The following is a 26998-nucleotide window of genomic DNA, read 5'->3' as shown; positions in this document are numbered from 1 at the left end:
GGTCTCCGAGTCGTCGGTTCAGTGCGGCGGCCCGGCGGGCGGATGGAGTCGTGAGGCGCCGTACGGCCAACAAGGGGCGCCTAGGCGTCGAGCACCCGCGTCACCAGGAAGTCCCTGACCACCTGCTGGAACCGCTCCGGCTCCTCCATCGGCGGGGAGTGGCCGGACTTCTCGAACACCACCAGCTGCGCGTCGGGGATCAGGGCGGCGATGGTCTCGCTGCACTCCACCGGCGTGATCCAGTCGCTGCGGCCCACCGTCACGAGCGTCGGGCAGCTCACCGACGGCAGCCCCGGCTTGACGTCGTAGTGGTGCTGGTTCACCGCGAACGCGAAGTTGTGCGTGGCGTAGTGGTAGTCGACGGAGTCGACGCGGGCCTGGATGGACGCCGGGTCGTACTCGTGGTCGTAGAGCGGCAGGATCGACGCCCAGCAGTCGCGGAAGTCGTCGTTGTCGCGGATCTGGCCCGCCATGATGCGGTCGAGCTTGTCCTCGTCGACCTGGATGCGCGACGACGCGCGGGCGTTGGCCGTCGCCGCCTCCTCGTGCGTGTGGTCCGGCGCGGTGTCGCGCAGCACCAGCGCCAGCACGCGGTGCGGGTGGGCGATCGTGTACTCCATCGCGAGGAAGCCGCCGTACGACCCGCCGGCCATGACCAGCGTCTCCGCGCCCGCCCACTCCCGCAGCGCGTCGATGTCGGCGGCCCACTGCTCGTGCGTGAACGGCGGGACGTCGCCGCTCTTGCCGCTGCCCCGCGCGTCGAACACCAGCACGCGGAACAGGTCGGAGAGGTGGCCGAACGCCGCCGAGGGCTCCCGGCGCGATCCGAGGCCGGGCGCGCCGTGATGGGCGATGAGCAGCGGCTTGCCCGGGTCGTCGCCGCCGAGCAGCTCGACGTCGAGCGGGTTGCCGTTGATCTCCACGATCATGTTCTGCTCTCCTCCTAGGGGAGATCGATGACGACGTCGTCGAGGTCGCGCGGGTAGGCGGTCAGCCGCTCCGGCCCCTGCTCGGTGACCAGCACGGTGTCGGAGATGCGGTAGCCGGCGTGACCGGGCACGTAGATGCCGGGCTCGCTGGAGACGACCATGCCGGGCGCCAGCTCGGTGTCGTCGCCGTCGGACAGCCACGGCGGCTCGTGGAAGTCCAGGCCGATCCCGTGCCCCTGACGGTGCCGCAGATATTCGCCGTAGCCGGCGTCGCGGATGACGTCGAGGCAGGCCCGGTTGACGTCCTGGCAGCGGGCGCCGGGCCGCAGCGCCTGCGTGCCGACCTCCTGCGCCCGGTGATCGGCGGCGAAGTAGGCGGTCTGCTGCTCGGTCGGCTCGCCGAGGAAGAACGTCCGCTCGCTCTCGGCGTACCGGCCGCCGACGGCGCCGCCCAGCGACAGGATGAACGTGTCACCCGCGCGCAACCGGTACGACGACGGCAGCCCGTGCGGGTAGGCGGAGTTGGCGCCGCCGTAGACGAGCCCGCCGGTCAGCATCGGCACCACGACGACGTCGGAGTGCGTCTCGTACATCCACCGGGCGCCGGCCCGGACGACGTGGTCGGCCAGCTCGGCCTCGGTCGGCAGCTCACCGCTGGCGACGGCGGCCGCGATCAGGTCCACGCCGGCCGCCAGCATGACGTCGCCGAGCCGGCCGGCCTGCCGATGCAGCTCGACCTCCTCCGGCTGCTTCACCAGCCGCAACTCGTCGACCAGCGACGACATCTGCCAGCTCACGTCCGCGAACACCGTCTCCAGCTGAGCCAGCCGGCCGGTCGACAGCGCCGGCGAGTGCCCCCACACACCGCGCGGCGGCACCGCCTTCGCCAGCGCGGCGAACGGGCTGTCGACACCGGGGAACTCCTCGAACGCCACCAGCTCGTCGACGGCCGAGCCCTGCGCCAGCGCGTGCTCGCGCTCCAGCTCCGGTACCAGCAGGACGACGCGGTCGCGGCCGGCCCAGACCACGGCCGGCCGCTCGTTCGGGTGGTGGAAGAAGCCGGTCAGGTAGGCGACGTCGTGCCAGTCGTCGACGACGACGGCGTCCAGCCCGGCGGTCTCCAGGCGCGCCCGCAGCCGGGCGTGGACGTCGCGGTAGAACGCGGCGGGCAGCCGCTGGGAGAAGGTCATCGGGCTCCGTCCTGTCGGGTCCGCGGGTTGCGGGCGTCGTTGTAGGCCAGCGCGACGAGGGTGGCCGCGACGACCAGCAGCAGGATGGCCAGCGACGGGAAGAACGCCGTCCACCAGGAGGAGCTGAGCGCGCCGGAGCGCTGGGCGTTGTAGAGGATCGTCCCCCACGACCAGCTGGACGGGTCGCCCAGACCGAGGAACGCGAGGCCTGCCTCGCTCAGCACCGCACGCGACGCCGTCACCACCACCGACACCGCGATGACCGGCGACACCGCCGGCAGCACGTGCCGCAGCAGCACCCAGCGGTTCGGCGCCCCCATGACGTGCGCGGCGTCGACGTAGGACAGCGTCACGATCGGCAGCGCCTGCGAGCGGACCACGCGGGCCACCTCGGGCCAGGAGAACAGCGCGATGACCACGACCAGCGTCGTGACGCTCGGCCCGGCCAGCGCCGCCACCAGGATCATCAGCGGCAGCACCGGCAGCGACAGCATGACGTCGACGAACAGGCCGAGCACGCCGTCCAGGCGCTTGAAGTACGCGCCGCCGACACCGACCGCCACGCCGAGCACGATGGCCAGCGCCGAGGCGCCGAGGCCGACCGCCATGCTCGTCCGCGTCCCCCAGATGACCTGGGCGAAGATGTCGCGGCCGAGATGGTCGGTGCCGAACCAGTGTTCCGCCGACGGCCCGACGAGCATGTCCTCGCCGTAGCCGCGCGGGTAGTCGGCGATCAGCGGGGCGGCCAGCGCGACCAGCACCAGCAGGGCCAGCAGTCCGGCCGCGACCAGGCCGAGCGGGTTGCGCCGGAACGCCCGCCACGTGCGGCTGGCCGGCGTCGGCTCCGCCGCGGCCGTCGTCAGCTCTTCGCTCAGGCCGCTCATGCCGTACGCACCCGTGGGTCGAGCAGGCCGTAGGCGATGTCCGTCAGCAGGTTCGCCACCACGACCGCGGCCGCCAGCAGGACGAACGCGCCCTGCAGCACCGGGAAGTCGAGCTGGCCGACCGACTCGTAGATCGCCCGCCCGACGCCGGGATAGGCGAAGATCGTCTCGGTCAGCACGGCGCCGCCCACCAGGAAGCCGAGCTGCAGCCCGACCAGCGTCGTCGTGGGCAGCAGCGCGTTGCGCAGGGCGTGCTTCCAGACCACCCGCCGCTCCGGCGCGCCCTTGGCTCGGGCCACCGTGCAGTACTCCTCGCCGAGCGCGTCGATGAGGTTCGTCCGCAGCGTGAGCACGTAGGCGCCGATCTGCAGCACCACCAGGCTAAGGCACGGCAGCACGAGGTGCCGCAGCATGCTCGCGTACGCCTCCAGCCCGTAGACGTCGTCGTCGATGGCGCCGCCGATCGGGAACCAGCCGAGCCACAGCCCGAACGTGTACAGCAGGAAGATGCCCACCGTCGGCACGAACAGCGACTGCCCGACGACGCCGCCGATCTGGATGGCGCGGTCCAGGGCGCCGCCGGGGTGCGTCGCCGCCAGCACCCCCAGCGGCAGCCCGATGAGCAGCGTCACCACCAGCGCGCTGCCGGTCAGGATGAGCGTCCACGGCAGCCGTTCCAGCAGCACGTCCGCGACCGGGACGGACTGCCGGAACGACACGCCGAGATTGCCCTGCAACAGCTCACCGAGATACGTCACGTACTGCACCGCGAGCGGCCGGTCGAGACCGAAGTCGGTGAGGATCTGCTGGCGCTGGTCCTCGCTCATCGTCGGGCTCGCGATGGCCAGCGCCGGGTCGCCCGGCAGCAGCCGCACCAGGAAGAACGTGACGCTGACGGCGAACCAGAGCGTGAGCAGGCCGCGCAGCACCCGCAGCGAGGTGAACCGGAGCAGGGCCATCCGCGCTAGGGGGCGTCTGATGGATCTTCGGCGGCGCGGATCGACGCCCAGACGCCGACCAGCTGCGTTGTCGTCGTCGCCCGATGGCACCGCATCGACCTCCTCCTCCGCCTTGCTGGACCGACGCCTGGACGCCGCCCGCATCCGCCAATATCCATCAGACCCCCCTAGTCCGCCGCCCGCACCGACGCCAGCGACTGCGGGTTGACCACCGAGAGCAGCTCGCTGGGCTTGGGCTGGAAGCCGGTCCACTCGTTCGACGCCGCGAAGGTGAACTGCTCGACGTACATCACGTTGTCGTAGACCTGGTCGGTGACGATGCGGGCCAGCTCCTGCAGCGGGCCGCGCGCGTCCTCGACCGTCAGCGCCGACGACGACTCCACCAGCAGCCGGTCGATCTCCGGGTCGTTCACGCCGGCGTAGTTGATGAAGCCCTCCGGCGCGAACAGCAGGTTGAAGTTGGACTGCGGCTCGTCGATGATCGCCCACGACCCCGCGTAGATGTCGAAGTCGCGCTCGTTGGTGCGGGCCAGGTAGGTGTTGCGCTCCAGCCCGGACAGCGTGATCGTGATGCCGGCCTCGGCCGCCTGGTCGCGCACCAGCTCCGCCCACGACGAGATGTTCGGGTCACCGGCGTCGTAGATCATCTCCAGCTCGAGGCCCTCGACGCCGGCCTGGGCCAGCAGGTCGCGGGACAGGTCCGGGTCGTAGGCGTACTCCTCGGCCGTGTCGTCGACCCACTGACTGAACGTCGGCGTCAGGACACTGGAGTTGGACGACACCGCGTTGCCGCCCAGCACCACCTGGCGGATCGCCTCGTAGTCGACGGCGTGCGCGAGCGCCTGGCGAACCTCCACCTGGTCCAGCGGCGGACGGCGCATGTTGTACTGCATGTGCGCCCAGCCCAGCGACGGGACGCTGAACGTCTGCAGCTCGTCGTCGCCGGAGACGTCGCGGGCCACCGACGGCGGCAGCGCGTTGCCGATGAGGTCGATCTCGCCCGAGCGCAGCGCCAGGACCTCGGTGTTCACGTCGGGGTAGACGCGGAACACGACGCGGTCGAGCGCGGCCCGGCCGCCGTCGGCCAGCGGGTAGCTGTCGACGGCCTCCAGCACGTAGCGCTGGCCGCGCTCGACCTGGGTGAGGACGAACGGGCCGGCCGACACCCAGTCGGAGTCGTTGGCGAAGTCGCCCACCGCCGGCGCCTGCCCGAAGACGTGCTCCGGGACGATCGGCATCCAGAACCCGATGCTGTTGAGGAACGCGCCGTCCGGCCGGCTCAGGGTGAACTCGATGCGGGTGTCCGACGCGGCCGTGGCGGACTCGTACGCGCCGATCATGCCGGCGACGGTACCCAGCTGCTCGGCCTTGATCGCGTCGATCGTGAAGATGACGTCCTCGGCAGTGAGCGGCTCGCCGTCGGACCACTCCATGTCGTCGCGGAGCTCGATCCACGCGGTCAGGCCGTCGTCGCCGTAGCCCCACTCCGTCGCCAGCGCCGGCACCTTGGCACCCTCGTCGTCGAGGGTCATCATCGCCGGGTACATGAGGTTCGTGACCCACGTGTCGGTGCGGCTGTTGCCGACCAGCGGGTTGAAGTTGACGACGTCCGCGGTGGTGCCGATGGACAGCTCGCCACCGCCTCCGCCGGCATCGCTCGCGTCGTCGGACGCGTCGTCCGACCCGCCGTCGGGCTCGGACGGCACGCAGGCCGCCAGAGTGAGGGCCAGCGCCGCGCCCAGCGCGACGCGCCGGCCCAGAGCGCGCGTTGTGCTCATCTCTCCCAGACCTCCTCGATGACACGCATGGCGTTGCCGCCGATGACGGCACGGATCTCGTCGTCGGAGTAGTCGTGCTGGACCAGCCAGCCGACGATGTTCCAGAAGCACTCGGCCGGGTTCTCCAGGCCGTCGACGTACTCGACCTCGTCGTACTCGACCGACCCGTGGGCCTCGCCGAGCGAGAGGTGACCGGAGAACAGCTTGTGCAGCCCCACGTGGTCGCCGAACAGCGTGTCCGGCCCGAACCCGACGTGCTCGATGCCGACCAGGTCGACGCAGTACACGAAGTGGTCCATCACCGACTCGAGGCTGTGGCGCGGGTGCTGCGGCGACAGCGTCGTGTGCGGCGCCGCCTCCAGCCCGATGACCCCGCCCCGCTCCGCGCAGGCCCGGATGACATCGTCGGGCTTCATCCGGTTGGTCGGCCAGACGGCGCGGGCACCGGCGTGGGTGATGATGATCGGCTTGGTCGAGTGCTCGATCACCTCCAGCGAGGTGACGTCGCCGGAGTGCGACACGTCGACGACGATGCCGAGCTTGTTCATGCGCTCCACGGCCTTGCGCCCGAACGCGGTGAGCCCGCCGTCGCGGCGCTCCTTCAGCCCGCTGCCGAGCGTGTTGGCCTCGCTGTAGGCGATGCCGAGCTGCCGGACGCCGAAGCCGTAGAGGATGTCGAGGCGGTCCAGCTCGTTCTCGATCGGGGTGGACGCCTCCAGCCCGGCGATCAGCGCGATGCGGCCGGTCTCGTGCGCCAGCCGGATGTCGGCCAGCGTCTCGGCCTTGATGACGAAGTCCTGGTGCGCGAGGTCGGAGAAGCGCATGCCGAGGTCGGCGATGATGTCGGTCCACTTCCAGCCGGCGTGGCTGGTGACGCAGGCCGTGCCGTCCATGAAGTTGTCGATGACCGCGGTGAGGCCGGACCGCGCCAGGCCCTCGTACCCGGTGCGGTGGCGGCCATGCCGGTTGTAGTCGATGGTCTCGGTGATGTCCTCGGGGAACATCGTCGGGTGCTCGTGGGTGGAGACGACCACGCTGTCGGCCAGCAGCCCGGTCACCCGCTCCCGCTGGGCGTCGGACAGCTCCAGCCCGCCGTACTCCGGCACCCGGCCGAGGTCGGGCGCCAGGTCGAACGCCTTGTAGTCGACGCCTTCACGCAAGTAGCTGTACGAGCGGTACCCGTCGTATCGCTGAGCCGGTTCGAGCACGGCAGACCTCCCGGAATCCTTCATGAACGCGTTCGACGATGGCAGATCTCGGCATTTGTCGCAAGCATTGCGACGGACATCGGCGTTACGTTCACGTTGCACGGTGGATTTCGGCGCGTGGTCCGTTACCATGGCGGCCATGACGGACGAGACCGTGCTCGACGACCTCGACCGGCGCGTCGTCGCCGCGCTGCAGACGCACGGACGGGCGACGTGGCAGCAGATCGCCCGCGCCGTCGGCACGTCCGACACCACGGCCGCCCGCCGGGCGCAGCGACTGTTCGGCTCCGGCCTGGTCCGGGTCGTCGCGTCCGCCGACCCGCTGCGCAGCGTCCTCGGCTACCCCGTCCTCGTTCAGGTCACCTGCCGGGTCGGCCAGGCGCCGCGGGTCGCCGCCGAGCTGGCCGCCCGGCCCGACGTGCGATTCGCGGCGCTCATCACCGGGACGTTCGACCTCATCGTCGAGCTGATCGTGCCGTCGCAGCGCGCGCTGGCCCGGGTGCTGTTCGAGGAGATCGAGCAGGTCGACGGCATCCTGTCGACGGTCACCGAGACCGTCATCGCCCAGCACAAGGTGGCCAACGTGTGGGCGCACGGCACCCTGGCGCCGGAGGCCATCGCGACGCTCGAGTCCGAGCGCGGGCCGATCGAGCAGCGCGACCCCAAGCCGCTCGACGACCGCGACCGCGCCCTCGTCGGGCTGCTCGCCGAGGACGCCCGGCTGAGCTTCGCCGAGCTGGCCGTCAGGCTCGACATGAGCGAGTCGATGGTGAAGCGCCGGCTCGACACGCTGACCCACGACGGACGGGTCCGCTACACCACGATCGTGCGGCCCGAGCTGCTCGGCTACGGCGTCGAGGTGTTCTACTGGCTCGCCGTCGACCTGCGCCACCTCGACGAGACCGCCAAGGCGCTGGGCGAGCGGCCGGAGGTGCGCTACCTCTCCTCCACGGCCGGCTACAGCGACCTGACCTGCGAAGTCGTCCTCAGGCACCACGACGACCTGTTGACGTTCAACACCCGCGTGCTCGGCGAGCTGCCCGGCATCCGCCGGGTCGAGATCGGCCTCGAGCTGATCACCGTCAAGCGCGCCTTCACCCTCGTGGAAGGGGGCGCCCTGTGACCACGCCCGCGCTCGCGATCCACCGACTCGGTGTCGAGTTCCGCACCGGCGACGGCACCACGACCGCCGCCCGCGACGTCACCATCGAGGTCCGGCCCGGCGAGATCCTCGCGCTGGTCGGCGAGTCCGGCTCCGGCAAGAGCGTCAGCGCGCTGTCCGTCCTGGACCTCCTGCCGCCGACAGCCGTCCGTACCGGGCGCATCGAGGTCGGCGGCCGCGACGTCACCACGCCCGACGGGCCGACGCTGCGGCGGCTGCGCGGCCAGGACGTCCCCATGGTGTTCCAGGACCCGATGACCGCGCTCAACCCCGTCTTCACCGTCGGCGCCCAGATCGTCGAAGCGCTCCGGCTGCACACCGACCTCAGCCGCCGGGCCGCGCGGACCCGGGCCGTCGAACTGCTCGCGCTGGTCGGGCTGCCCGACCCGGAGCAGCGGTTCGGGTACTACCCGCACCAGCTCTCCGGCGGGCAGCGGCAGCGGGCGATGATCGCGATGGCCATCTCGTGCGACCCGGCCGTCCTCATCGCCGACGAGCCGACGACCGCGCTCGACGTCACCGTCCAGGCCGAGATCCTCACCCTGCTGCGCAGCCTGCGCGACCGTCTCGACTCGGCGATCCTGCTCATCACGCACGACATGGGCGTGGTGGCCGACATCGCCGACCGGGTCGTCGTCATGCGGGCCGGCGAGATCGTCGAGGAGGCGCCGGTCGAGCAGCTGTTCGCGCAGCCGGTCCAGGAGTACACCCGCGACCTGCTGGCCGCGGTGCCGTACCTGGGACGGCAGGACGTCCGTCCGTCGGCCGCTCGTGACGACGTCGCGGGCGCCGCGCTCGAGCTGCGGGACGTCGTCGTCGAGTATCCCGGCGGGCTCGGCCGGCCCGCCTTCCGCGCCGTCGACGGGGTGTCGCTGACGATCCCGCGCGGGCAGGTGCTCGGCCTGGTCGGCGAGTCCGGTTCGGGCAAGTCGACGATCGGACGCTGCGTGGTCGGCCTGCTGCGGGCGGCCGCCGGCCGCGTCGTCGTCGACGGCCAGGACGTCACCAAGGCGTCGCGTGGGCAGCTGCGCGCGCTGCGGCGCACCGTCGGCATGGTCTTCCAGGACCCGGCGTCGTCGCTGAACCCCCGCTACACGATCGGCGACAGCATCGGCGAGCCGTTGCGTCTGGACGGCCGGCCGCGCGCCGAGGTCGCGCAACGGGTGACGTCGCTGCTGGACGGGGTCGAGCTGCCGTCGGCGTGGCGCAACCGCTACCCGCACGAGCTCTCCGGCGGCCAGCGGCAGCGGGTCGGCATCGCCCGGGCCATCGCCCTCGAGCCCGTCCTGCTGGTGGCCGACGAGCCGACCAGCGCGCTGGACGTGTCCGTGCAGGCGCGGGTGCTCGAGCTGCTGATGGACCTGCAGACGCGGCTCGGCTTCTCGTGCCTGTTCATCAGCCACGACCTCGCCGTCGTGGAGCTGCTGGCCGACCGAATCGCTGTCATGCACCGCGGGAAGATCGTCGAACAGGGCAGCAGCGCCGACGTCCTGTCGGCACCGGCCGACGACTACACCCGGCGGTTGCTGGCCGCCGCGCCCGTCCCCGACCCGGTCGAACAGCGCCGGCGGCGGGCGTCACGCGAGCAGGGCGCGGCGCTCACGTGAGCTCGTCGGTCGTGAACTCCTCGGCCACGGGGTAGTCGAGCTCGGCTCGGTCCAGGAGTTCCGTCAGCCCGAATTGGAGGGCCCGCGCGTACCGGGCCAGCTCGACGACGTCGATGCGCCGGTCGCCGGACTCGAACAGCGACACCTTGCGCTGGGTGAGCCCGAGGCGCTGGCCGAGTTCGGCCTGCGTGAGACCGCGCTCCATTCGCAGCTGCCGGAGTGTGGCGTACAGCCGCTCGTACTCAGGAGCCCGGCTGTCGACCACCCGCCCATCCGACCTTCGATGATCGAATAGCCAAAGTTTAGCTGTCGATATATCGTGCGGCTGTGGCTCCGCCGAACACCCCGGCCCGATACCGCGCCCGTTGCCCCACCTGCCCGTGGACCGGCCGCGAGTTCTCGCGGTACACCACCGCCGAAGACGCCGCCCGTGACCACGCCAAACGCCATTACCACGACACCCACGTCATCGATCACTACGGCCTGCGCATCGCCGGCTCGACCATCAGGCCGGCGGATGCGGACTCCTCATAGTCATCATTTCCGACCACTACGGACCACCGCAACGTGGAGGGCCCCGGTGGCGTCTACCAGCCGGCTCGCCAGGTCCGGGCCGAGCGTCGGCAGGGTGAGCGGGAGGTCACCGCCAGTCGACCGTGACCACGGTGTGCCGCTTGCGCAGGACGCGGCCGGGCCGCAGCCGGTCGACGGGCGTTCCGGCCGGCTGGACGCAGATCACCGGCGGCCGCCCGTTCCGGTGCTCGCGGTCCCACGCCTGGATCAGCTCGACCATCCGCTCGGCCAGCGGGACGGCCGCCGGGCCGTGGCCGTACGCGCCGAACTCGTGTCGCCCCGTGGCCGGGTCGACGCGCCGGAGCGCGTGGTAGGCCAGGCTGCCGCCGTCGACGACGGCCGGGGTGCGCGGTGGTGTGGCCGGATCGACCAGCGCGCGGGCGGCGTCGGTGCGCGTCGAGCAGAGCTGGCCGAAGCTCGTGGCTTGGGTGGCCAGCCACAGCTGGAGGCCGTCGAACGGTTCCTGGGGATCGACGGTGATGCCGGACCACCGCTCGGCACGTGGCCCGCGCAGCGCCGCGCGCACTCCGTCGGCCTCGACCGGCACGTTGTCGTCGAAGCGGAGCTCGACGTCGGGGCCGAGCGGCACGACGCGGTCCGGCCGGGCGCCCAGACCCTGCATAGCGACGAAGCCGCACAGCTCGTGCGACCGGCTCACCAGCGTGTCGCCGGCGCGGTCGAAGGCGGCCGTCCTGGTGTGGCCGTGCAGCAGCAGCGGCACGACGATCCGGCCGGTCATGGTCAGCTGGGCGACCCAGGCCGGCGGCACGTCCCAGGCCCCGACGGTGACCACGATGCGGTCGAACGGCGCGTCCTCCGGCACCCCGGCCTCGGCGTCGCCGACGACCACCCGGACCCGTTTTGTACCGGCCGCCGCCAGGTGACGCCGGGCCCGCGCGACGATATCGGCGTCGATGTCGATGCTGGTGACGCAGCCGTCCGGCCCCGCGAGCTCGGCCATCAGCGCCGCGTTGTAGCCGCCCGAGCCGATCTCGAGGCACCGCATGCCGGGCTCGATGCCGGCCTGCTCGAGCATCAGCGCCTGCAGCCACGGCGCCGACACCGAACTCGTCGCAGCTCCCCGTGGGTCGCGCTTCGTGACCACGATGTCGTCCGCATAAGCGGCGGCGAGGGACGCCTCTGGGGCGAAGAGGTGCCGGGGCACCGCGGCAACGGCGGCGGCCACCCGCTCGCTGCGGATAGCGCCCTTCTCCTGCAACGCCGCCACCAGGGCGGCCCGCCGCTCGACCGACTCGCACGACACGGACCAAGCACCTCCGTGAACGACAGCGGCCGGTCAGCATGAGGCTGACCGGCCGGGATGGGGTGTGGAGCCGCCTGTCGGAATCGAACCGACGACCTATTCATTACGAGTGAATCGCTCTACCGACTGAGCTAAGGCGGCGCGTGCCCGGCGAACCGGGCACGGTGCACGAGTATAGGGCGTCCACCGCCCCGGAACCCAATCGGGCCGGACGGCAGCTCAGAGGGCGTCGGTGGTGATGGACGCGCCGGTGGCGGAGCCGGCGACGTACTGGTCCCAGGCGAGGTTCCAGTCGGCCATGCCGGGGTCGCCGCGGTCGATGAGGTCCTCGGGGCCGCGGGTGGAGTTGGCGACGGTGACGATGTCGCCGTACTGGGCCAGCTGGAAGAACGTGGCGCCGTTGGCCTCGCTGAGGTTGATGCACCCGTGCGACACGTTCTCCGTGCCCTGCGACCCTTCCGACCACGACGCCGAGTGGACGAACGTCCCGCTCCAGGTGAGGCGGACGGAGTTCGGCACCTCGAGGTCGTAGTAGTCGGAGCTGGCGGGATCGCAGGTGATGTTCGCGTTGCACGACGTCATCTGCCGCGTCTCGAACTTCTCCAGCACGATGTAGGTGCCGTTGCGGGTGGCGAACTCGGGCGCGCCGAGGCTGGTGTCCCAGGTGGCCGCGGGGGTGCCGTCGACGTTGTAGGTGACGGTGTGGGTGGCGGCGTCGACGGTGGCGATCTGGGACTTGCCGACGGTGAAGTCGAGGTCGTAGGAGCGCCCGCCCCAGAGGTCGTCGCCGGCTTGGACGCCGTTGAGGTCGATGTCCAGCCGCACCTGGGTGCCCGACGGCCAGTACTCCTGGGGCCGGAAATGCACCTCCTGAGCGCTCACCCAGTGCCACGACCCCTCGACCTGCGGGTTCGACGCGACGTGCAGGGCCTGCTCGACGTTCTCGCGCTCGGTGACCTCCTGGTCGAACCGGACGGTGATGGGTGCGCCGACGCCCACGACGGCGCCGTCGGTGGGCTGCATGCTCAGCGTGAGCCGGTTGCCATCGGGCACGCCGGCGACCGCGAACGAGTCGGTGAGCGTGTGCTCCATGCCGAGCCGGTCGGACGCGACGACGGTGACGGCGTAGGCGGCGCCGGGCTCGAGCGGCGCCGCGCTCTGCCAGCTACTGCCGTCGTCGCCGACCGCGCCCTCGACCGGTTCGCCGCCCTCGGGCGCGACCTCGACGGAGTCGATCTGGCCGCGGGGGACGGTCAACGCCAGCGGCTCGCCGAACGCCACCTCGTCGGTGACGCCGTCGAGGCGCAACGGAACCCGCTGCGCCTTGGGACCCTCGGGCTGGGCGGTGGCGCCGTCGCCTCCGGACCCGGAGTCGTCGGAGCCGCTGCAGGAGGTCAGCAGCACCGCCGCGCTCAGGACGAGCGCAACCCGGTAGAGCGTCGGACGCAGGCGCATCGTTCCATTATCCGCATACTTCGCCGTGATTCACGAAGTGCAACTGGTGCCATCGTCCGGCACCGTCCCGGCCAGCAGGTATGCGTCGACGGCGTCGTCGATGCAGTCGCTGCCCGCGAGATAGGCGGTGTGCACGGTGGAGTCGTAGGTGAGCAGCGCGCCGGACGAGAGCTGCTCGGCCAGCGCCTGCGCCCACTCGTACGGGGTGGCGGGGTCACCGGTGGTGCCGACGACGAGGATCGGGTCGGCGCCCGGCGCGGTGACCGGCGGGTGCGGTGACGGGCTCGCGCTCGGCGTGGCGGTGGGGTCGTCGCCCCCACCGGCGCCGGCCTCGGCCAGGCCGGCGGCCAGCGCCGAACAGCCGAGCCCGCCCCAGGCGAGGAACGGCCCGAACACCTGCGACGCCTCGGTGAACTCGGCCAGCCCGGCGCGCGCCTGCTCGGCGGTGGCGGACTCGGGGTGGTCCATGCAGTTCACGACACTGATGACCTCGTTGGCGTTGCCGTTGTACGTGCCGTCGCTGTTGCGCTCGAGGTAGAGGTCGGCGAACGTCATGAGCAGCGTGCCGTCGTCCTCGGTGAGCGCGAGGTCGAGCGCCTCGTTGAGCGGCTCGTAGCCCTCGTCGGCGGTGAGGTACAGCGGCAGGATGATGCCGTAGAACGCCAGCGACTCGGTCAGCGGCCGGTTCTCGTCGTCGGTGGCCAGCGGCTCCTGGTCGGCCTGCTGCAGCAGCCCGGCCAGGGTGGCGCGAGCGTCGTCCTCGGACGCGCCGAGCGCACAGTTGTCCTGGTCGAAGCACCAGGTCAGGAAGGTCGAGAGCGCCCGCTCGAAGCCACGCGCCTGGCCGAGGCCGAGGTCGTCGCCGGACAGCGTCGGGTCGATGGCGCCGTCGAGGACCAGCCGGCCGACGCGGTCGGGGAACTGGTCGGCGTAGAGCGCGCCGATGAACGTCCCGTACGACTTGCCCAGGTAGTTGAGCTTCTCGTCGCCGAGCGCCGCGCGCAGCACGTCGAGGTCGCGGGCGACGTCGGCGGTGCCGACGTGCGGGACGAGGTCGCCGGAGCGGGCGGCGCAGCCGGCGGCGAGGTCCTGGACCGACTCCTCCATCTCGACGATCTCGGCGTCGTCGTCTGGGGTCGGGTCGGCGGCGAGGTAGTCGTCGAGGTCGGCGTCGTCGACGCAGTCGATCGGGGTGGACTCGGCGACGCCGCGCGGGTCGAAGCCGACGATGTCGTAGCGCTCACGCACCTGCTCGGTGACGACGGAACCGGCCAGCTGCGCATACTCGACGCCGGACGCGCCCGGCCCGCCCGGGTTGACCAGCAGCGAGCCGAGCCGCTCGTCGCCCGTCGCCGGTGCCCGCAGCAGCGCCAGCTCGAGGGTGTCGCCGCCGGGCTCGGCGTAGTCGATCGGGACGGTGGCCGTCGTGCACTGGTAGCCCTCGCCGCAGTCGCGCCACTCGAGCTCCTGCGTGTAAAACTCCGCGAGCGCGGGGTCGATCCCCACAGTGGCGTCGGCCGCCGGCGTCGACCGGTCCGGCACGTCGGCCGGCTGGCTGCCGCGATCCTCGGGCTCGGCCGAGCAGCCCGCGGCGGCCACGGCGGCGGCGACCGCCAGCCCGGCCAGGACGCGCAGTCTCACAGGTTCTCCCCGTCGTCCTCGTACTCGTCGTCCTCGACGTCGGGCGTGCGGCGGGCGCCCTGGGCCACCGCGCCCTCATAGGCCTGCCGCGACCCGCAGACGCTGGCCTTCGGGCAGGCGACCCGCCGGCCGGTCTCACGGTCGCGGACGTACACCGTCTCGGCCGGGACGTTGTACGCGACGACCGTGCCCTCGACGCCGTCGTCGGTGGTGACGTCGCAGCCGACGGTCGGCACACTGCGCTTGAAGTCCTGGTAGAGCGGGTGCTCGTACTTGAGGCAGCACATCAGCCGCCCGCACGCCCCGGAGATCTTCAGCGGGTTGAGCGGGAGGTCCTGGTCCTTCGCCATGCGGATGCTGACCGGCTCGAAGTCGGTGAGGAACGTCGAGCAGCAGGTGTCGCGGCCGCACGGCCCGATGCCGCCCTGCACGCGGGCTTCGTCGCGGGCGCCGAGCTGACGCAGGTCGATGCGGGCCCGCAGGGTGCGGGCAAGGTCGCGCACCAGCTCGCGGAAGTCGACCCGGTGCGGCGCGCTGAAGTAGATGGTGACCAGCTGGTCGACGTCGGGGCGGGTGTCGACGTAGTCGACGCCGACGATCTTCATCGGCAGCTCGTGGTGGCGGATCAGCCGGCGCGCGGCCACGCGGATCTCGGCCCGGCGGCGGCGGTTGCGCTCTTCGCGCTGCAGGTGCCGCTCGTTCGCCGGCCCCTCGCATACGGGCAGGCCACCGATGTCCTCGCTGACCCATTGGGGCGCCCAGACGCACTCGGCGACCTCGGGGCCGTCGTCGGTCGGGACGAGGACCTTGTCGCCGACGCGCGGAGTGTGCTCACCCGGGTCGAGGTAGTAGAGCCTCCCGTACCGGGTGAAGGCCACCGCCATCACCATGCCCACGCGTCCACCCTAAGCCTCGATCCGTGGACTGGCTGGCTGGTCGTTCGGTGTGGTGACGAAGAAAGTGCCTTCTGTGCAGGGAGGATCTGGATTGTCTAGGTCCTGATCGCCACTGCTGCGGAAGGCACTCTCGGTGCGACTATCTCACGTCTGGTCGAAGGCGATGCCGAGGTTCGATGACGAGAATCTCGTGTCGTGCGCGGGGCTGGTGCCGGTGATGGCCTTGGCCGAGCAGGCTGGCCTGTCCGAGCTGATCTCGTCCAAGGTCGCGGTCGGCTCGGTGAGGGTGAAGTCGGCCGGCGTGAACCCGGCGGGCAAGATCACCTCGATCGTGGCGGGGATGGCTGCCGGCGCGGACTGCATCGACGATCTGGACGTGGTCCGTTCCGGCGGGATGGGCCGGTTGTTCGGCGGCGTGTATGCGCCGGCCACGCTGGGGCAGTTCCTGCGGGAGTTCACCCATGGCCATGCCCTGCAGTTGGCCTCGGTCGCGCGGGCGCATCTGGTCGGCCTCGTCACGACGACGGGGCTGTTGCCCGGGATCGGGACTCGGGCGTTCGTCGACATCGATTCGCTGCTGCGCCCGGTCTACGGGCACGCCAAGCAGGGCGCCAGCTTCGGGCACACCAAGATCGCCGGGCGGCAGGTGCTCCGCAAGGGCCTGTCGCCGCTGGCCACCAGCATCAGTACCGAGCACGGTGCGCCGGTGGTGGCCGGGATCCGGCTACGGGCCGGGCGGGCCGGTTCCGGGAAGGGCGCGGCGACGATGGTCGCCGAGGCGATCCGGACCGCCCGCGCCGCCGGCGCGGCGGGTGAGATCCTGGTCCGCGGTGATTCGGCCTACGGCAACAGCGTCGTCGTCGGCGCCTGCGTGAGGGCGGGGGCCCGGTTCTCCGTGGCGCTGACCAAGAACCGTGCGGTGAGCAGGGCGATCGCGACCATCCCCGCCGACGCGTGGACACCGGTGCACTACCCCGGCGCGGTCGTCGACCCGGACACCGGGCAGTTGATCTCCGACGCCCACGTCGCCGAAGTACCGTTCACCGCGTTCGGCTCCAAGGCCAAGAAGCACCAGGTCACCGCCCGGCTGATCGTGCGCCGGGTCCGCGACCGCGCCAAGACCGATGAACTGTTCCCGGTCTGGCGGCACCACCCGTTCTTCACCGACAACACCGAACCGACCGCCGACGCGGACATCACCCACCGCGCGCACGCGATCATCGAGACCGTGTTCGCCGACCTCATCGACGGGCCGCTGGCCCACCTGCCGTCTGGCCGGTTCGCCGCGAACGCCGCCTGGGCGACCTGCGCCGCGATGACCCACAACCTGCTCCGCGCCGCCGGCACCCTGACCAGTCCGCGGCATGCCGTCGCGCGCGGCGCGACACTGCGCCGACAGATCGTCACCGTGCCCGCCCGGCTGGCCCGCCCGCAACGCCGCCGCGTGTTGCACCTGCCCACGCACTGGCCCTGGGCCCAGCAGTGGACCCGCCTCTGGAACCACGTGCTCGCCACCGGGCCACCCGCCGCGGCGGCCTGACCGTCGACCACCGCCCGCACCGGGCCCCGACCGGACACCGACACGTGGAAGAGCTGGGCAGACCAGCCGACCAGCCCTGCCCACGACCCCGATCAAGATCAACAGTCAGGAGCGAAGATCACCCGATAGCCCTTCCACGGATCGAGGCTAAGGTGTCGGACCGCCTGGGACGGCATCGCCGCCGCGTGGCCTCAGGCCGTCCAGGATGATCGCCAGTGTCCGGCGGCGCACGCCGCGCAGCACTCCTGGGCTCCCGGTCGCCTGAAACCGGCCCCCGACGCCCCGTTGATCATGGAGAAAGGCGGCTCTGGAGCGCGGCTGGAGCCGACCTTCTCCATGATCAACTTCTGTGGGTGGGGCTGGCCCACGGTTGGAGCAGGGTGCTGAGCGTCAGGTGGTCCGGCGGCGGATCGCGTAGCCGGCGGCGCCGGCCACCAGGAGGACGCCGGCGGTGAGCGTCAGCATCGTCGCGCCGGTGCCGGTGTCGGGCAGTTCGTCGCCGTCGGCGCCGGACTCGTCCGCACCGTCGTCGCCCGTGCCGTCGTCGGCGCCACCTTCGTCGGCGCCGCCCTCGTCGGCACCGCCGTCGTCGGTCCCAGCCTCGTCCGAACCGGACTCGTCCGAGCCGCTCTCGTCGGAACCCGACTCGTCCGAACCGTCCTCCGAACCGTCCTCGGAGCCATCCTCCGACCCGTCCTCGGAGCCGTCCTCGTCACCGCCGTTGCCGTCGTCGGTCTCGTCGATGCGGTAGAACGTGGTCGAGCCGGACACCTCGTTGCCGACCGCCAGCAGCGCGGTGCCGGGAATCGGCGACGCGTCGGCGGCGATGAACTCCAGGCCCTCGGGGCCGAGGTCGCCGGCGTCGGCCAGCGCGCCGCCGTCCTCGACGGAGACGGCGAAGTTGCGGTTGTTGAGGTAGGTGACGAACTCGACCGCGTCGGGCGCGGTGATGTCGAAGACGACGACACCGCCGATGCGCTCGAAGCCGACGAACGCGTAGGTGCGCTCGCCGACCGCGCCGATGGCGAGGCCCTCGGGCTCGGGGCCCTTGTCGTCGCTGCGGCCCTCGAGGTTCGACTCGGAGTGGTTGGAGTTGAAGAACTCGGGCACCGCCTCGGCCGTCAGCTCCTCGAACCGCGCGCCGGAGTCGAAGACCAGCTCACCACCGGTGTTCCAGATCGAGAACGACCGGCCGCCGTTGGAGTACAGCGTCTCGTAGCAGCTGCCGTCCTCGGCCAGCCCGTCGGCGGTGGTGACGTTGAGCCGGCCGAGCGCCTCGTCGGCGGTCAGCTCGGCGAGGTCCTCGCACACCGGCGCCAGGCCGTCCTCGCCGAGGTCCTTGACGCGCGCGACCTCGCTGTAGCCCTCCCAGTCGCGGGTGTCGCCCTCGTTCGCGGTGACGAGGTACGGCTCGCCGCCTGCGGTGTAGCTGCCGATGGCGTCGGGCTGGTACATGCCCCGCACCGGCCAGCTGCCGAGCGCGATGCCGCCGTCCTCGTCAGACGGGTCCAGCTCGTTGCCCGCCGCGGCGTGGTCCTTGGTGCCCAGCGCGTGGATCTCGGCGACCTGCGCGGTCTCGAGGTCGACGACGGCGAGCGCGTTGGCCTCCTGCAGCGTGACGTAGGCGTTGTCGCCGACGACGGTGATGTACTCAGGCTCCAGGTTCTCCGAGACCGGGAACTCGGGGGTGCCGGTGCCGGCGTCCTCGCGGCCGCCGTAGATGCGCACGCCCTCGGGCAGCGGCTTCGAGCCGCCCTCCTCGAACTCGTGGAAGTCGGCCGTCTCGACAGCTGCTTGGTCCGACGGCGCCTCGACCGCGTCGCTCAGCGCGACCAGCGAAACCGAGCCCTCGGGGTCGGCGGAGTAGTCCTCGGCCGGCTCGCCCTCGTTCGCGACCAGCAGGGAGCCGTCCGGCGAGAACGTCAGCATGTCCGGCAGCGCGCCGACGCGGACCGCGCCGAGCGCCGTCCCGTCCTCGCTGCGGGCGTCGAAGAACACCACCCAGCCGTTGTCGGTCTTCTCCGGCGCCTCGACGGCAACGGCGCCCAGGCCGTCGGCGCGGACGTCGACGGAGTTGGCGACGGCCTCGGCCGGCACCGTGGTGCCGTCGGCGGACTCGACGCCCGCGGTCGGCAGGTCGAACAGCTTGACCGGCGCGGCCGGGTCGGCGGCGTCGAGCACCTCGACCAGCGCCTGCGCGGCGTTGATGACGAACAGGCGCTTCGAGCCGGCGTCGTAGCCGACGATCTCCGACGCGCCCTCGTCGAAGATGCCGGTCTCGTAGGTGCCGATCGGCGCGAGCTCGAGGCTCGCGTCGGGCGCGGAGTGCGAGATCGGCTCATCGACGATGCCCGCGGCCGCCGGCAGCGCGAACGCCCCGGTCAGTGCCAGGCCCGCCGTCGCGGCGGTGGCGGCACGGACGTGCGATGGACGCAGTCGGGTCACCTGTGGCCCCCCTTGATCAAAGATTCAGCGCGAATGGGCAGTCAACCGCGCAGACGCTAGGGGACCCGGGTGGCCGGAAGGCGTCCGGACGGTGAACGGGAGCATGTGCCGTTAGGTGGCTGCCGTGGCAGCCCTCAAGCTACGAGCCAGGCGTCTCAAGCATGTCCGTGAGGCTGGGCCCGAGAACATCGCCGGCCAGGGACAATGAGTTCTCCGCGCGTGCAGCAAGATCGAGGGGCGACAGTTCACCGATGAGCTGCGCGTGCACCACGCGGTCAAGACCGGCGCCGATGAGCGGCGCCGATGTCCGAAGAGCTGAATCCAGCGCAATCGCGACTGTGTTTCCTCCGTGCACGACGATGTTTCGTTGCCGGTACAGCCGCCGGAAGACTCCCTCAAAGATGCACTTGACATCATTCAGCTGAGTGCGCGGTGCGTTCAGCGCGGTTCTCATACGTTCGGCTGCTGCAACATCGCTCGGCGACGAGAGAACGGGTGAACCCGTGCTTGCCAGCGCATTCGCTACCACCTAGCTGCGCTGTCTATTGCTCTCACACGCGCCTAATTCCCGCAGAAGCTCGTCCGGCGCGGTTGGCGAATGTCTGTAGGAGAGTGCAGTGAGTTCTGCTCGCGGCCACGAACAGGCGACGATGGCTGCCAGCCGGTCTGCCGCGACGGCGCGGCCCTGTTCCTTGTCGGCTTCATCCCCAGGGTGGTAGAGCAACGACTCGATGGCGGCCCATGCGCCTGAGACCGCCGACGCCGCTGGACCACCGTTGAGCGGCGCGGCGAGTTCCAGTGCCTCGTCGAGCTGATCCCCATGCACGACTGCGTACATGGTTTTCTCACTCTCAAGGGACAGCACCTTGGCCCCACGCTCTGGCGGATTGAGAGGAAGAGGTTCATGCTCGCCCCGGATCCAAACGTGACCGACCGGCACAAGGCTCTTCTTCGAGCCTCGCGCGTAGGAACGCCTAGCTTCCAGTCGTTGCACGCGCGAGCCCGCCGCTCGAGCGGCGCCGACAGGGTCCTTTGCCTTCAGCGAATAGACGAAGGCGCCATTGTGTCGTGGCGGTGCTTCGACCCCGTTCTCGCGAAACCAGGTGGCCGCAGCTTCGGGCGGCCGCCATTCAGGCAGTCCCGAAGCAAGCTGCTGATGGTCGGGCACAGACAGGAAGGGGACAACGACTTCATAGTCGGCATCCGGCCGCGCGGCCAGCTTGACTGCGCCGTCGAACACATCCCTTAGTGTCGCGTCCGGCTCAGCATTCACAGCCCTCGCCCATCGGTGCAACTGACCGGAGCTGTGGCCGAGATCCAGCAGGTGGGCGGCAATCGCACAGGCTAGTCGCTCTGGCGACGGTCGTGCAGCCGAGTCTGCCGCCGCCGCCCAGCGATCCAAATATCCGTCGGTGATGGCCGGGATCAGCTGGATTAGCTGTCGCCTCTCCCGACTATCGGGCGCCAGGCCCGATCGGAGCAACTCTGTCAGGAGTTTGCGTAGCCGCGAGTCGCCCAAGCCCTTGTCTGGACCGAGCTGTCGCTCCAACGCGCGGAGGTACCAGCTCACGGCGCTCTGCGAGAGCACACGAGACTGAAGCCAGGTGCCAGCCTCTGCGCCCTCGCGGAGGGCGAGCACGCTACCCACTTCCCACAGCCGGCGTGGCCAAGGGCTGGTGTCAGCGAAGAAGTCCAGGAGCCGCGCTACCACGTGCTGGCTGAAGGCGTCCGCAACCAGCAAGGTGTCCAAGCCGTGCAGGTGGTCGTTCACAGGTGCTAACCTCAACTCAGCGCGCAAGCGTGAAGTCTTAAGCAGGGGAGCCGCCCGATAGGGCCGCTCCCCGCTTTCTTTCTCCGGCCAGGTCGGATCACAGTCAGCCCTCGCGCAGCGCCAGCGCCATGGACTCGAGCTGGAGCAGCGGCAGCGCGTTGGCCTGCAGCGCCTCACGCGCGGCGACGACGGCCTCCATGCGGCGCAGGGTAGCCGCCGGGCCGCCGGCGCGGGCCAGCCGGTCGATGGACGGGCGCATCTCCTCGTTGACCAGCTCGGTGCGCACGCCCAGCTGCAGCATGATGACGTCGCGGTAGAGCGCGAGGACGTCGACCAGAGCGCGGTCGATGGAGTCGCGCTGGACCCGGGTGCGGCGCAGCTTCTGCTCGCGCTCCAGCTCCTTGACCGCGGCCTCCATGTTGCGCGGCTTGCGGCCGGTGCTGCCGGCGCCGAGCGCCTTGCGCAGCTCCTCGACCTCGCGTTCGTCGAGGGCGTCGCAGTGCTTCTCGGCGTCGGCCTTGGCCGCCTCGACGAGGTTGGCGGCGGCGTCGAGGCACTGGCGGATGTCGGCGAGGTCGAACGGCAGCCGCAGCACCTCGGCGCGGCGGGCGCGGACGTCGGCGTCGGTGGCCAGGGCGCGGGCCCGGCCGACGTGGCCCTGGGAGGCGCGGGCGGCGAACTCGGCCAGCTCCTGCTCGACGCCGGCGGTGGCGACCAGGTGCTGGGCGACGTCGGCGTACGGCGGGGTGCGCAGGTTCACCACCCGGCAGCGCGACCGGATGGTGGGCACGATGTCCTCGGCCGTGGGCGCGCACAGCATCCACACCGTGCGCGGGGGCGGCTCTTCGACCGACAGCAGCAGGGCGTCGGCGGCGTCCTCGCCGAGGCGATCGGCGTCCTCGACGACGATGACCTGCCAGCGGCCGCGGGCCGGGCGCAGCGCCGCCCGCGGCACCAGCTCGCGGACCTGGCTGATGCGGATGTTCAGACCCTGGGTGACCAGCGAGGCGACGTCGGGATGGGTGCGGGCGCGCACGTCGGCGCACTCGGAGCACTGGCCGCAGCCGCCGTTGGGGCACTGCAGCGCTGCCGCGAACGCCCGGGCGACGACGGACCGGCCGGACCCCGGCGGGCCGGTGAACAGCCAGGCGTGCGTCATGGCGCCGCGCGGCCCGCCGTCGAGGTACGCGGCGGCGTCGGCGACGGTGCGCTGCAGCGCGGGCACCATGGTCTGCCCGACGACGGTGTCCCAGACGGTCATGCCTTCATCACCTTCTCGACCGCGACGGCGATGTCGGCGGCGACCTCTTCGGGCGGCCGGCCGGCGTCGACGACGACGTATCGCTCGGGCGCGGCGGCGGCCAGCTCGAGGAACGCCCGCCGGACCCGCTCGTGCAGGTGGTCGGGCTCGCGTTCGATGCGGTCGACGTAGCCCTGCCGGCGCACCCGCTCGGCCCGGGCCGACTCGTCGAGGTCGAGCACGACGGTGAGGTCGGGCAGCAGGCCCTGCGTGGCGAACCGGGAGATGGCGGCGATCTGCTCGCGGCCCAGCCCGCGGCCCTCGCCCTGGTACGTGACCGAGGAGTCGATGTAGCGGTCGACGAGCACGACGGCGCCGCGGTCGAGGGCCGGCCGGACGACGTGCGCGACGTGGTCGGCGCGGTCGGCGGCGAACAGCAGCGCCTCGGCGCGTGGGTCGAGCTCGCCGCCGTCGAGCACGATGGCGCGCACCTGCGGACCGATGCGGGAGTCGCCCGGCTCGCGGGTGACGACCACATCGCGGCCCCGGGCGCGCAGGTGTTCGGCCAGCAGCGCCTGCTGGGTGGTCTTGCCGACGCCGTCGCCGCCCTCGAAGGCGACGAACAGCCCTCGCGGTCCGGTCACGCTGTCAGCGTAGTGAATGACACCGACAACGCGGGCGAACGCCCACGGACTGGGGGCAGCCCTACCTCTCTCCCTGACGCCGACCCTGAGAGATCCCTGAGTTCCGGGCCACACCATTGCCGAAGCTGCGGTAGGAATTCAGGGTGGAGTCCATGGACCTGGTGTCGTTCGTGGCTGTACCCGCGCTCGCCTATCTCGTCATGGCGGCGCTCGTGGCCGTCGACGCGGTCATCCCGGCGGTGCCCGGCGAGGTCGCGGTGATCTCCTCCGGCGCGCTCGCCGCCGCCGGCCACCTGAACATCGTCTGGGCCATCGTCGCGGCGACGCTCGGCGCGCTGGCGGGCGATCTCACGGTCCACGGCCTGAGCCGGCGGGCGTTGCCCGGTGCGCTGGAACGGTTCCGGCTGGGCCGGCGGCTCAAGGGGAAGATCACCGAGGCGCACGAACGCATGGGGTCCACCAGCGCGGCGGCCATCATCGCCACCCGGTTCATCCCGCTGGGGCGGACGGCGGCAGCCGCGGCCGCGGGGGTGGCCGGCATGCGGTCGCGGCGGTTCGCGGTCATCGCGTTCGCCGCCGGGCTGCTCTGGTCCAGCTGGGCGGTCGGGCTCGGCTACGTCACCGGCTCGGTCACCGACGCGCCGCTGTGGCTGCAGGTGGCCATCGGCGTCGCCGTCGGTGTGCTGGTGGGTGTCTGGGCGGGCGCGACGCACACCATCATCAGGACGCGGCGCCGCATGACCGAGCGGGCCCGGGCGGCGGAGTCGTCCGACCGCGAGGAGCCGGCGCCGTCACGGTCGGCGCGCGCCCGGCTGGCGGCCTGAGCTCACTCCGCGGTGGTCCGCGGCAGGCGCTCGCGCATGACGCCGGGCCGCTGCCGCTCCCCCTGCGAGGGCGGCGCCCAGTCCTCCGGCGAGTCGACCCAGCCGGCGAACAGGACCAGGCCGCTCTCGCGGTGCACGGCGAGGAAGCCGAACGGACGGTCGTAGCTGACGGCGACCGCGCGGGCCCGATGCACCGGCATCGACACGGTCCGCAGCCCGATGGCGGTGACGGCGGCCGCCTCGAAGCCGGTCGCGCTGAAGATCGCGACGGCGGCCTGCTTGGCCTGGTCGACGCGCAACGGGACGGGCCCGATGGCCGGGAAATGGTCGCGGTCGCCGGAGCTGACCGCCCGCAGGCCGAACACGTCGGCCTGGCGGAGCAGGTCGTGCAGCGAGCGGACGGTGAACCGGGCGGTCTTGAGCACCAGGCCGGCCCGCTGCGCGGACACCGTCGACACTCCGGGCCACCGCTGGACGTCGCCCGACTCCAGCAGCGCCGCACCACCGGTGACCGCGGCGTCGTCGGCGACCAGCGGGACCGCCGCCGCGAGGACGTCGCCGGGGGCACGGCCATCGGCGCCGAGCACGAGGTGGACGTCGAGACCGTTGTCGCCGGACACCCGGGTGAGAGTCAGCGGGCCGGAGGCGGAGTCGGCCACCCGCAGGTCGTCGGCGTCGGGCGTGCTGCGCTCGAGCCCGGCCAGCCGCCGTCCGGCCCAGGCGCCGCCGGAGACCTGCCACGACTCGTCGCTGAACTTGCGCTGCCAGGTGGTGCGCAGGACGAGCGCCGTCGCGAGCGTCAGCATGAGCTCCGGACCGGCCTGGACGGGGAACCGCTCGATCAGCCCGTGGGTGCGCTCGTTCGCCCAGGCGTCGAGGGCCGGCTGGTCGACGCCGGGGTCGCCGGTCAGCTCGCCGTACGTGCCGGACGGCAGCGTGTCGCGCCACTCCGGGCGGACCTGCGCCGCCTGCTGCGCCCACAGCCCGAGCGCGGCGTCGACGCCGTCGAGGCCGGCCAGCGCCTTCAGCACGTCGCGCGCGGCGTCCATGGACTCGTCGGCGGACAGCCCGACGGCGGCGGACAGCTCCCCCCGGCCGGGCTCGTCGGCCGACGACGCCAGGACGGCGAGCAGCGGCCACAGCCCGGCGCCGGAGAGCACGCCGGCGCCCTCGGTGCGTCGCAGCCAGGCGGCGGTGAGCTGGTTGACCTCGGTGGCGTACAGGCTCATGCCGCCGAGCCTAGTCCGGCTCCGGCACCCACGTGAGCACGTCGACGAGCACCGGGACCCGCTGTTCGACGACGGCCGCCACCGCGGCGTCGAGCAGCTCGGGCAGCTCGGCGGCGGTGCGGCACGGGCCGAACGCCGTCACCCCCATCGACCGGGCCATGGCCGCGAAGTCGATGGCCGGCTCGTCGATGGCGGTGCCGACGCCGGCCCGCGACGGGTCGCGGCCGCGGTCGCGGGCGATCCGGTCCGCGTGCATCACGGAGTTGTTGAACGCGCGGTTGTTGTCCATGACGACGAGCATCGGCACCTGGTGGTGGGCGGCGGTCCACAGTGCGCCCGGCGTCATCATGAAGTCGCCGTCGGACTGGATGTCGACGACCAGCCGGCCGGTGTCGCGGTGCGCCAGGCCGGCGCCGATGGCCGCGCCGATGCCGTAGCCCAGACCGGCGCCGCCGGAGCTGCCGAGGTAGGAGTCGACGGTGCGCAGGTCCCAGAGCCGGTGCAGGTAGCCGTAGGCGCTCCCGTTGGCGATGACGGGGTCGGTGCCGGCCGTGGCCCGCAGCAGTTCGCGGGCCAGCCACGCGGGGTGCACCGGCCCCGGGCCGTCCTGCGCGGCGGCGAAGGCGGCCCACCGCTCCCGCGCGGCCCCGGTCAGCTCGGCCAGCCGCTTGGCGCGGTCCCGCGCGGCCACCGCCAGCTCGGGCTCCCGCTCGACCAGCGCCCGGACGGCGGCGCGCATTGCCAGCGCGGTCGCCGCGGACGACGCCGGCAGCGACAGCCGGCAGTGCTGCAGGCGTTGCAGGTCCGCCGCCCAGGCCTTGGCGCCGAACTGCGCGGTGCCGACCACCGCGATGGTGGCGTCCGGACGCGGCCGGAACCCGTGCAGCGCGGCGAGGTCGCGCACCTCCAGCGAGACGACGACGTCGACCTCGGGCAGCTGGGCGGCGAGGCCGGTGGCGTTGAGCGGATGCGCCGACGGGAAGCCCAGCGACGGGCGGCCGTAGTCGCGCGACGGCTCCAGCACGGCCGCGCCGACCTGCTCGGCCACCTCGACCAGTGCGTCGAGCGCGGCCTGCGACCGGTCCACCGTCTCGACGGCGATCACCGGCGCCTCGGCCTCCAGCAGCCAGCGGGCGATCCGCTCGACGGCAGCCGGGTCGGGCGCGACGGGGCCCGGCGCGGCGTAGTCACCGGGCGGCCGGTACGCGAACCCGTCCGCCAGCCGCTCCTCCTGGACGTCGGAGTCGAAGCAGACGTACACCGGCCCGGGCGGCGCGCCGGTGGCCAGCTGGTACGCCCGCACCAGCGACTCGGGCACCGCCTCGATCGAGGCCGGCTGGTCGTCCCAGCGGGTGTAGTCGCGGACCTGGGTGGCCTGCACGTTGGCGGTGTGGATCCAGTCGATCCACGGCCGGCGCCGGGCCGCGTCGACCGGGCCGGTGCCGCCGAGCACCAGCACCGGCGCGCGGTCGCACCACGCGTTGTAGACGGCCATGCTCGCGTGCTGCAGGCCGACGACGTCATGGACGGCGGCGGCCATCGGGCGGCCGGCGGCCTTCGCGTAGCCGTGCGCGATGGCGACCGAGATCTCCTCGTGCGTGCACTCGATGATCTCCGGCACGCCCTCGCGGTAGTTGACCAGCGAGTCGTGGATGCCGCGGAACGTCGCGCCCGGGTTGCAGGCCACGAACTCGATGCCGAGCTCGTCCAGCAGGTCGACGATGACGTCCGAGCCGTACTCCGGACGAGACTGCATGAT

Annotated in this window: 23 protein-coding genes and 1 tRNA gene; 5 read left to right on the top strand and 19 right to left on the bottom strand. The window is 72.0% G+C overall.

Annotated elements, in window-relative coordinates; translation table 11 throughout:
- Positions 1–80 precede the first annotated feature (80 nt).
- The 6 genes from BLV05_RS06790 to BLV05_RS06765 form a co-directional block, all read right to left on the bottom strand.
- Positions 81–929, bottom strand: coding sequence for an alpha/beta fold hydrolase (locus BLV05_RS06790; RefSeq protein ID WP_046767777.1), 849 nt, complete (start codon positions 927–929; stop codon positions 81–83).
- 14 nt (positions 930–943) lie between these two features.
- Positions 944–2119, bottom strand: a complete 1176-nt coding sequence (locus BLV05_RS06785) for a M24 family metallopeptidase (protein WP_046767776.1) — start codon at positions 2117–2119, stop codon at positions 944–946.
- Complete coding sequence (locus tag BLV05_RS06780) at positions 2116–3003, bottom strand: ABC transporter permease (protein WP_046767775.1); 888 nt, start codon at positions 3001–3003, stop codon at positions 2116–2118. The genes BLV05_RS06785 and BLV05_RS06780 overlap by 4 nt, the downstream gene beginning before the upstream one ends.
- The gene (locus BLV05_RS06775) at positions 3000–3962 is read right to left on the bottom strand and encodes an ABC transporter permease (protein WP_046767774.1); all 963 of its coding nucleotides are present in this window, start codon (positions 3960–3962) and stop codon (positions 3000–3002) included. Before BLV05_RS06775 ends, BLV05_RS06780 begins: the two co-directional genes overlap by 4 nt.
- A 167-nt stretch (positions 3963–4129) precedes the next feature.
- Positions 4130–5740: an ABC transporter substrate-binding protein gene (locus BLV05_RS06770; protein ID WP_046767773.1), complete on the bottom strand. Its 1611-nt coding sequence runs from the start codon at positions 5738–5740 to the stop codon at positions 4130–4132.
- A complete protein-coding gene (locus tag BLV05_RS06765; protein ID WP_046767772.1) occupies positions 5737–6948 on the bottom strand; it encodes a dipeptidase in 1212 nt (403 codons plus the stop codon). Before BLV05_RS06765 ends, BLV05_RS06770 begins: the two co-directional genes overlap by 4 nt.
- A gap of 139 nt (positions 6949–7087) precedes the next feature.
- Between BLV05_RS06765 and BLV05_RS06760 the strand changes: the two genes are divergently transcribed.
- Complete coding sequence (locus tag BLV05_RS06760; protein ID WP_046767956.1) at positions 7088–8071, top strand: Lrp/AsnC family transcriptional regulator; 984 nt, start codon at positions 7088–7090, stop codon at positions 8069–8071.
- Positions 8068–9717 (top strand): ABC transporter ATP-binding protein, encoded by a 1650-nt coding sequence (locus BLV05_RS06755; protein ID WP_046767771.1) that lies wholly within the window; start codon positions 8068–8070, stop codon positions 9715–9717. Before BLV05_RS06760 ends, BLV05_RS06755 begins: the two co-directional genes overlap by 4 nt.
- Here BLV05_RS06755 and BLV05_RS06750 read toward each other — a convergent pair.
- The gene (locus BLV05_RS06750; RefSeq protein ID WP_046767770.1) at positions 9710–9982 is read right to left on the bottom strand and encodes a helix-turn-helix domain-containing protein; all 273 of its coding nucleotides are present in this window, start codon (positions 9980–9982) and stop codon (positions 9710–9712) included. The genes BLV05_RS06755 and BLV05_RS06750 overlap by 8 nt on opposite strands.
- Positions 9983–10044: 62 nt before the next feature.
- Here BLV05_RS06750 and BLV05_RS06745 point away from each other — a divergent pair, with 62 nt between their 5' ends.
- Positions 10045–10251, top strand: coding sequence for a hypothetical protein (locus BLV05_RS06745; RefSeq protein WP_046767769.1), 207 nt, complete (start codon positions 10045–10047; stop codon positions 10249–10251).
- 106 nt (positions 10252–10357) lie between these two features.
- On the opposite strand, the gene fxlM is transcribed toward BLV05_RS06745, so the two are convergent.
- The 5 genes from fxlM to BLV05_RS06720 all read right to left on the bottom strand — a co-directional run bounded on the left by fxlM (position 10358) and on the right by BLV05_RS06720 (position 15540).
- Complete coding sequence (gene fxlM / locus BLV05_RS06740; protein WP_046767768.1) at positions 10358–11554, bottom strand: methyltransferase, FxLD system; 1197 nt, start codon at positions 11552–11554, stop codon at positions 10358–10360.
- 65 nt (positions 11555–11619) lie between these two features.
- A tRNA-Thr gene (locus BLV05_RS06735) sits at positions 11620–11695 on the bottom strand.
- Between the two features lie 78 nt (positions 11696–11773).
- Positions 11774–13009 carry a L,D-transpeptidase gene (locus tag BLV05_RS06730; protein ID WP_046767767.1) on the bottom strand — a complete coding sequence of 412 codons (1236 nt, stop codon included), beginning with the start codon at positions 13007–13009 and terminating at the stop codon, positions 11774–11776.
- A gap of 30 nt (positions 13010–13039) precedes the next feature.
- Positions 13040–14650, bottom strand: coding sequence for an alpha/beta hydrolase (locus BLV05_RS06725; protein ID WP_046767766.1), 1611 nt, complete (start codon positions 14648–14650; stop codon positions 13040–13042).
- Positions 14647–15540: a PSP1 domain-containing protein gene (locus tag BLV05_RS06720; protein WP_082155091.1), complete on the bottom strand. Its 894-nt coding sequence runs from the start codon at positions 15538–15540 to the stop codon at positions 14647–14649. Before BLV05_RS06720 ends, BLV05_RS06725 begins: the two co-directional genes overlap by 4 nt.
- A gap of 139 nt (positions 15541–15679) precedes the next feature.
- Here BLV05_RS06720 and BLV05_RS06715 point away from each other — a divergent pair, with 139 nt between their 5' ends.
- Positions 15680–17086 carry an IS1380 family transposase gene (locus BLV05_RS06715; protein WP_172860593.1) on the top strand — a complete coding sequence of 469 codons (1407 nt, stop codon included), beginning with the start codon at positions 15680–15682 and terminating at the stop codon, positions 17084–17086.
- A 390-nt stretch (positions 17087–17476) separates the two neighbouring features.
- Here BLV05_RS06715 and BLV05_RS06710 read toward each other — a convergent pair whose 3' ends face one another.
- From BLV05_RS06710 to tmk, 5 genes are all read right to left on the bottom strand, one after another.
- Positions 17477–19531, bottom strand: coding sequence for a choice-of-anchor I family protein (locus BLV05_RS06710; RefSeq protein ID WP_152690565.1), 2055 nt, complete (start codon positions 19529–19531; stop codon positions 17477–17479).
- A gap of 139 nt (positions 19532–19670) precedes the next feature.
- Positions 19671–19985: a hypothetical protein gene (locus BLV05_RS35620; RefSeq protein ID WP_152690566.1), complete on the bottom strand. Its 315-nt coding sequence runs from the start codon at positions 19983–19985 to the stop codon at positions 19671–19673.
- Between the two features lie 75 nt (positions 19986–20060).
- On the bottom strand, positions 20061–21302 hold the full coding sequence (locus BLV05_RS35615) for an integrase (protein WP_152690567.1): 1242 nt from the start codon (positions 21300–21302) through the stop codon (positions 20061–20063).
- Positions 21303–21405: 103 nt separating this feature from the next.
- Positions 21406–22563, bottom strand: coding sequence for a DNA polymerase III subunit delta' (locus BLV05_RS06705; protein WP_046766843.1), 1158 nt, complete (start codon positions 22561–22563; stop codon positions 21406–21408).
- Positions 22560–23186 (bottom strand): dTMP kinase, encoded by a 627-nt coding sequence (gene tmk, locus BLV05_RS06700; RefSeq protein WP_046766844.1) that lies wholly within the window; start codon positions 23184–23186, stop codon positions 22560–22562. The genes BLV05_RS06705 and tmk overlap by 4 nt, the downstream gene beginning before the upstream one ends.
- A 152-nt stretch (positions 23187–23338) precedes the next feature.
- On the opposite strand from tmk, the gene BLV05_RS06695 reads away from it, so the two are divergent.
- Positions 23339–24010 (top strand): DedA family protein, encoded by a 672-nt coding sequence (locus BLV05_RS06695; RefSeq protein ID WP_046766845.1) that lies wholly within the window; start codon positions 23339–23341, stop codon positions 24008–24010.
- Positions 24011–24012: 2 nt separating this feature from the next.
- On the opposite strand, the gene BLV05_RS06690 is transcribed toward BLV05_RS06695, so the two are convergent.
- Both BLV05_RS06690 and BLV05_RS06685 read right to left on the bottom strand, forming a co-directional pair.
- On the bottom strand, positions 24013–25239 hold the full coding sequence (locus tag BLV05_RS06690; RefSeq protein ID WP_046766846.1) for a serpin family protein: 1227 nt from the start codon (positions 25237–25239) through the stop codon (positions 24013–24015).
- A 10-nt stretch (positions 25240–25249) separates the two neighbouring features.
- Complete coding sequence (locus tag BLV05_RS06685; protein WP_046766847.1) at positions 25250–26995, bottom strand: thiamine pyrophosphate-binding protein; 1746 nt, start codon at positions 26993–26995, stop codon at positions 25250–25252.
- Positions 26996–26998 lie beyond the last annotated feature (3 nt).

It is taken from the genome of Jiangella alkaliphila (genome assembly GCF_900105925.1).
GTDB classification, from domain to species: domain Bacteria; phylum Actinomycetota; class Actinomycetes; order Jiangellales; family Jiangellaceae; genus Jiangella; species Jiangella alkaliphila.
The sequence above is the reverse complement of the archived record's forward strand: the minus strand, read 5'-3'. Positions and strand labels throughout refer to the sequence as shown.

Bases quoted from the DNA above. Each gene is read 5' to 3' on its own strand.
- BLV05_RS35620 (WP_152690566.1), bottom strand. From the start codon at position 19,985: ATGAGAACCGCGCTGAACGCACCGCGCACTCAGCTGAATGATGTCAAG.
- BLV05_RS06685 (WP_046766847.1), bottom strand. From the start codon at position 26,995: ATGCAGTCTCGTCCGGAGTACGGCTCGGACGTCATCGTCGACCTGCTG.
- BLV05_RS06770 (WP_046767773.1), bottom strand. From the start codon at position 5,740: ATGAGCACAACGCGCGCTCTGGGCCGGCGCGTCGCGCTGGGCGCGGCG.
- BLV05_RS06730 (WP_046767767.1), bottom strand. From the start codon at position 13,009: ATGCGCCTGCGTCCGACGCTCTACCGGGTTGCGCTCGTCCTGAGCGCG.
- BLV05_RS06785 (WP_046767776.1), bottom strand. From the start codon at position 2,119: ATGACCTTCTCCCAGCGGCTGCCCGCCGCGTTCTACCGCGACGTCCAC.
- BLV05_RS06780 (WP_046767775.1), bottom strand. From the start codon at position 3,003: ATGAGCGGCCTGAGCGAAGAGCTGACGACGGCCGCGGCGGAGCCGACG.
- BLV05_RS06695 (WP_046766845.1), top strand. From the start codon at position 23,339: ATGGACCTGGTGTCGTTCGTGGCTGTACCCGCGCTCGCCTATCTCGTC.
- BLV05_RS06775 (WP_046767774.1), bottom strand. From the start codon at position 3,962: ATGGCCCTGCTCCGGTTCACCTCGCTGCGGGTGCTGCGCGGCCTGCTC.
- BLV05_RS06690 (WP_046766846.1), bottom strand. From the start codon at position 25,239: ATGAGCCTGTACGCCACCGAGGTCAACCAGCTCACCGCCGCCTGGCTG.
- BLV05_RS06720 (WP_082155091.1), bottom strand. From the start codon at position 15,540: ATGGTGATGGCGGTGGCCTTCACCCGGTACGGGAGGCTCTACTACCTC.
- BLV05_RS06705 (WP_046766843.1), bottom strand. From the start codon at position 22,563: ATGACCGTCTGGGACACCGTCGTCGGGCAGACCATGGTGCCCGCGCTG.
- BLV05_RS06760 (WP_046767956.1), top strand. From the start codon at position 7,088: ATGACGGACGAGACCGTGCTCGACGACCTCGACCGGCGCGTCGTCGCC.
- BLV05_RS06790 (WP_046767777.1), bottom strand. From the start codon at position 929: ATGATCGTGGAGATCAACGGCAACCCGCTCGACGTCGAGCTGCTCGGC.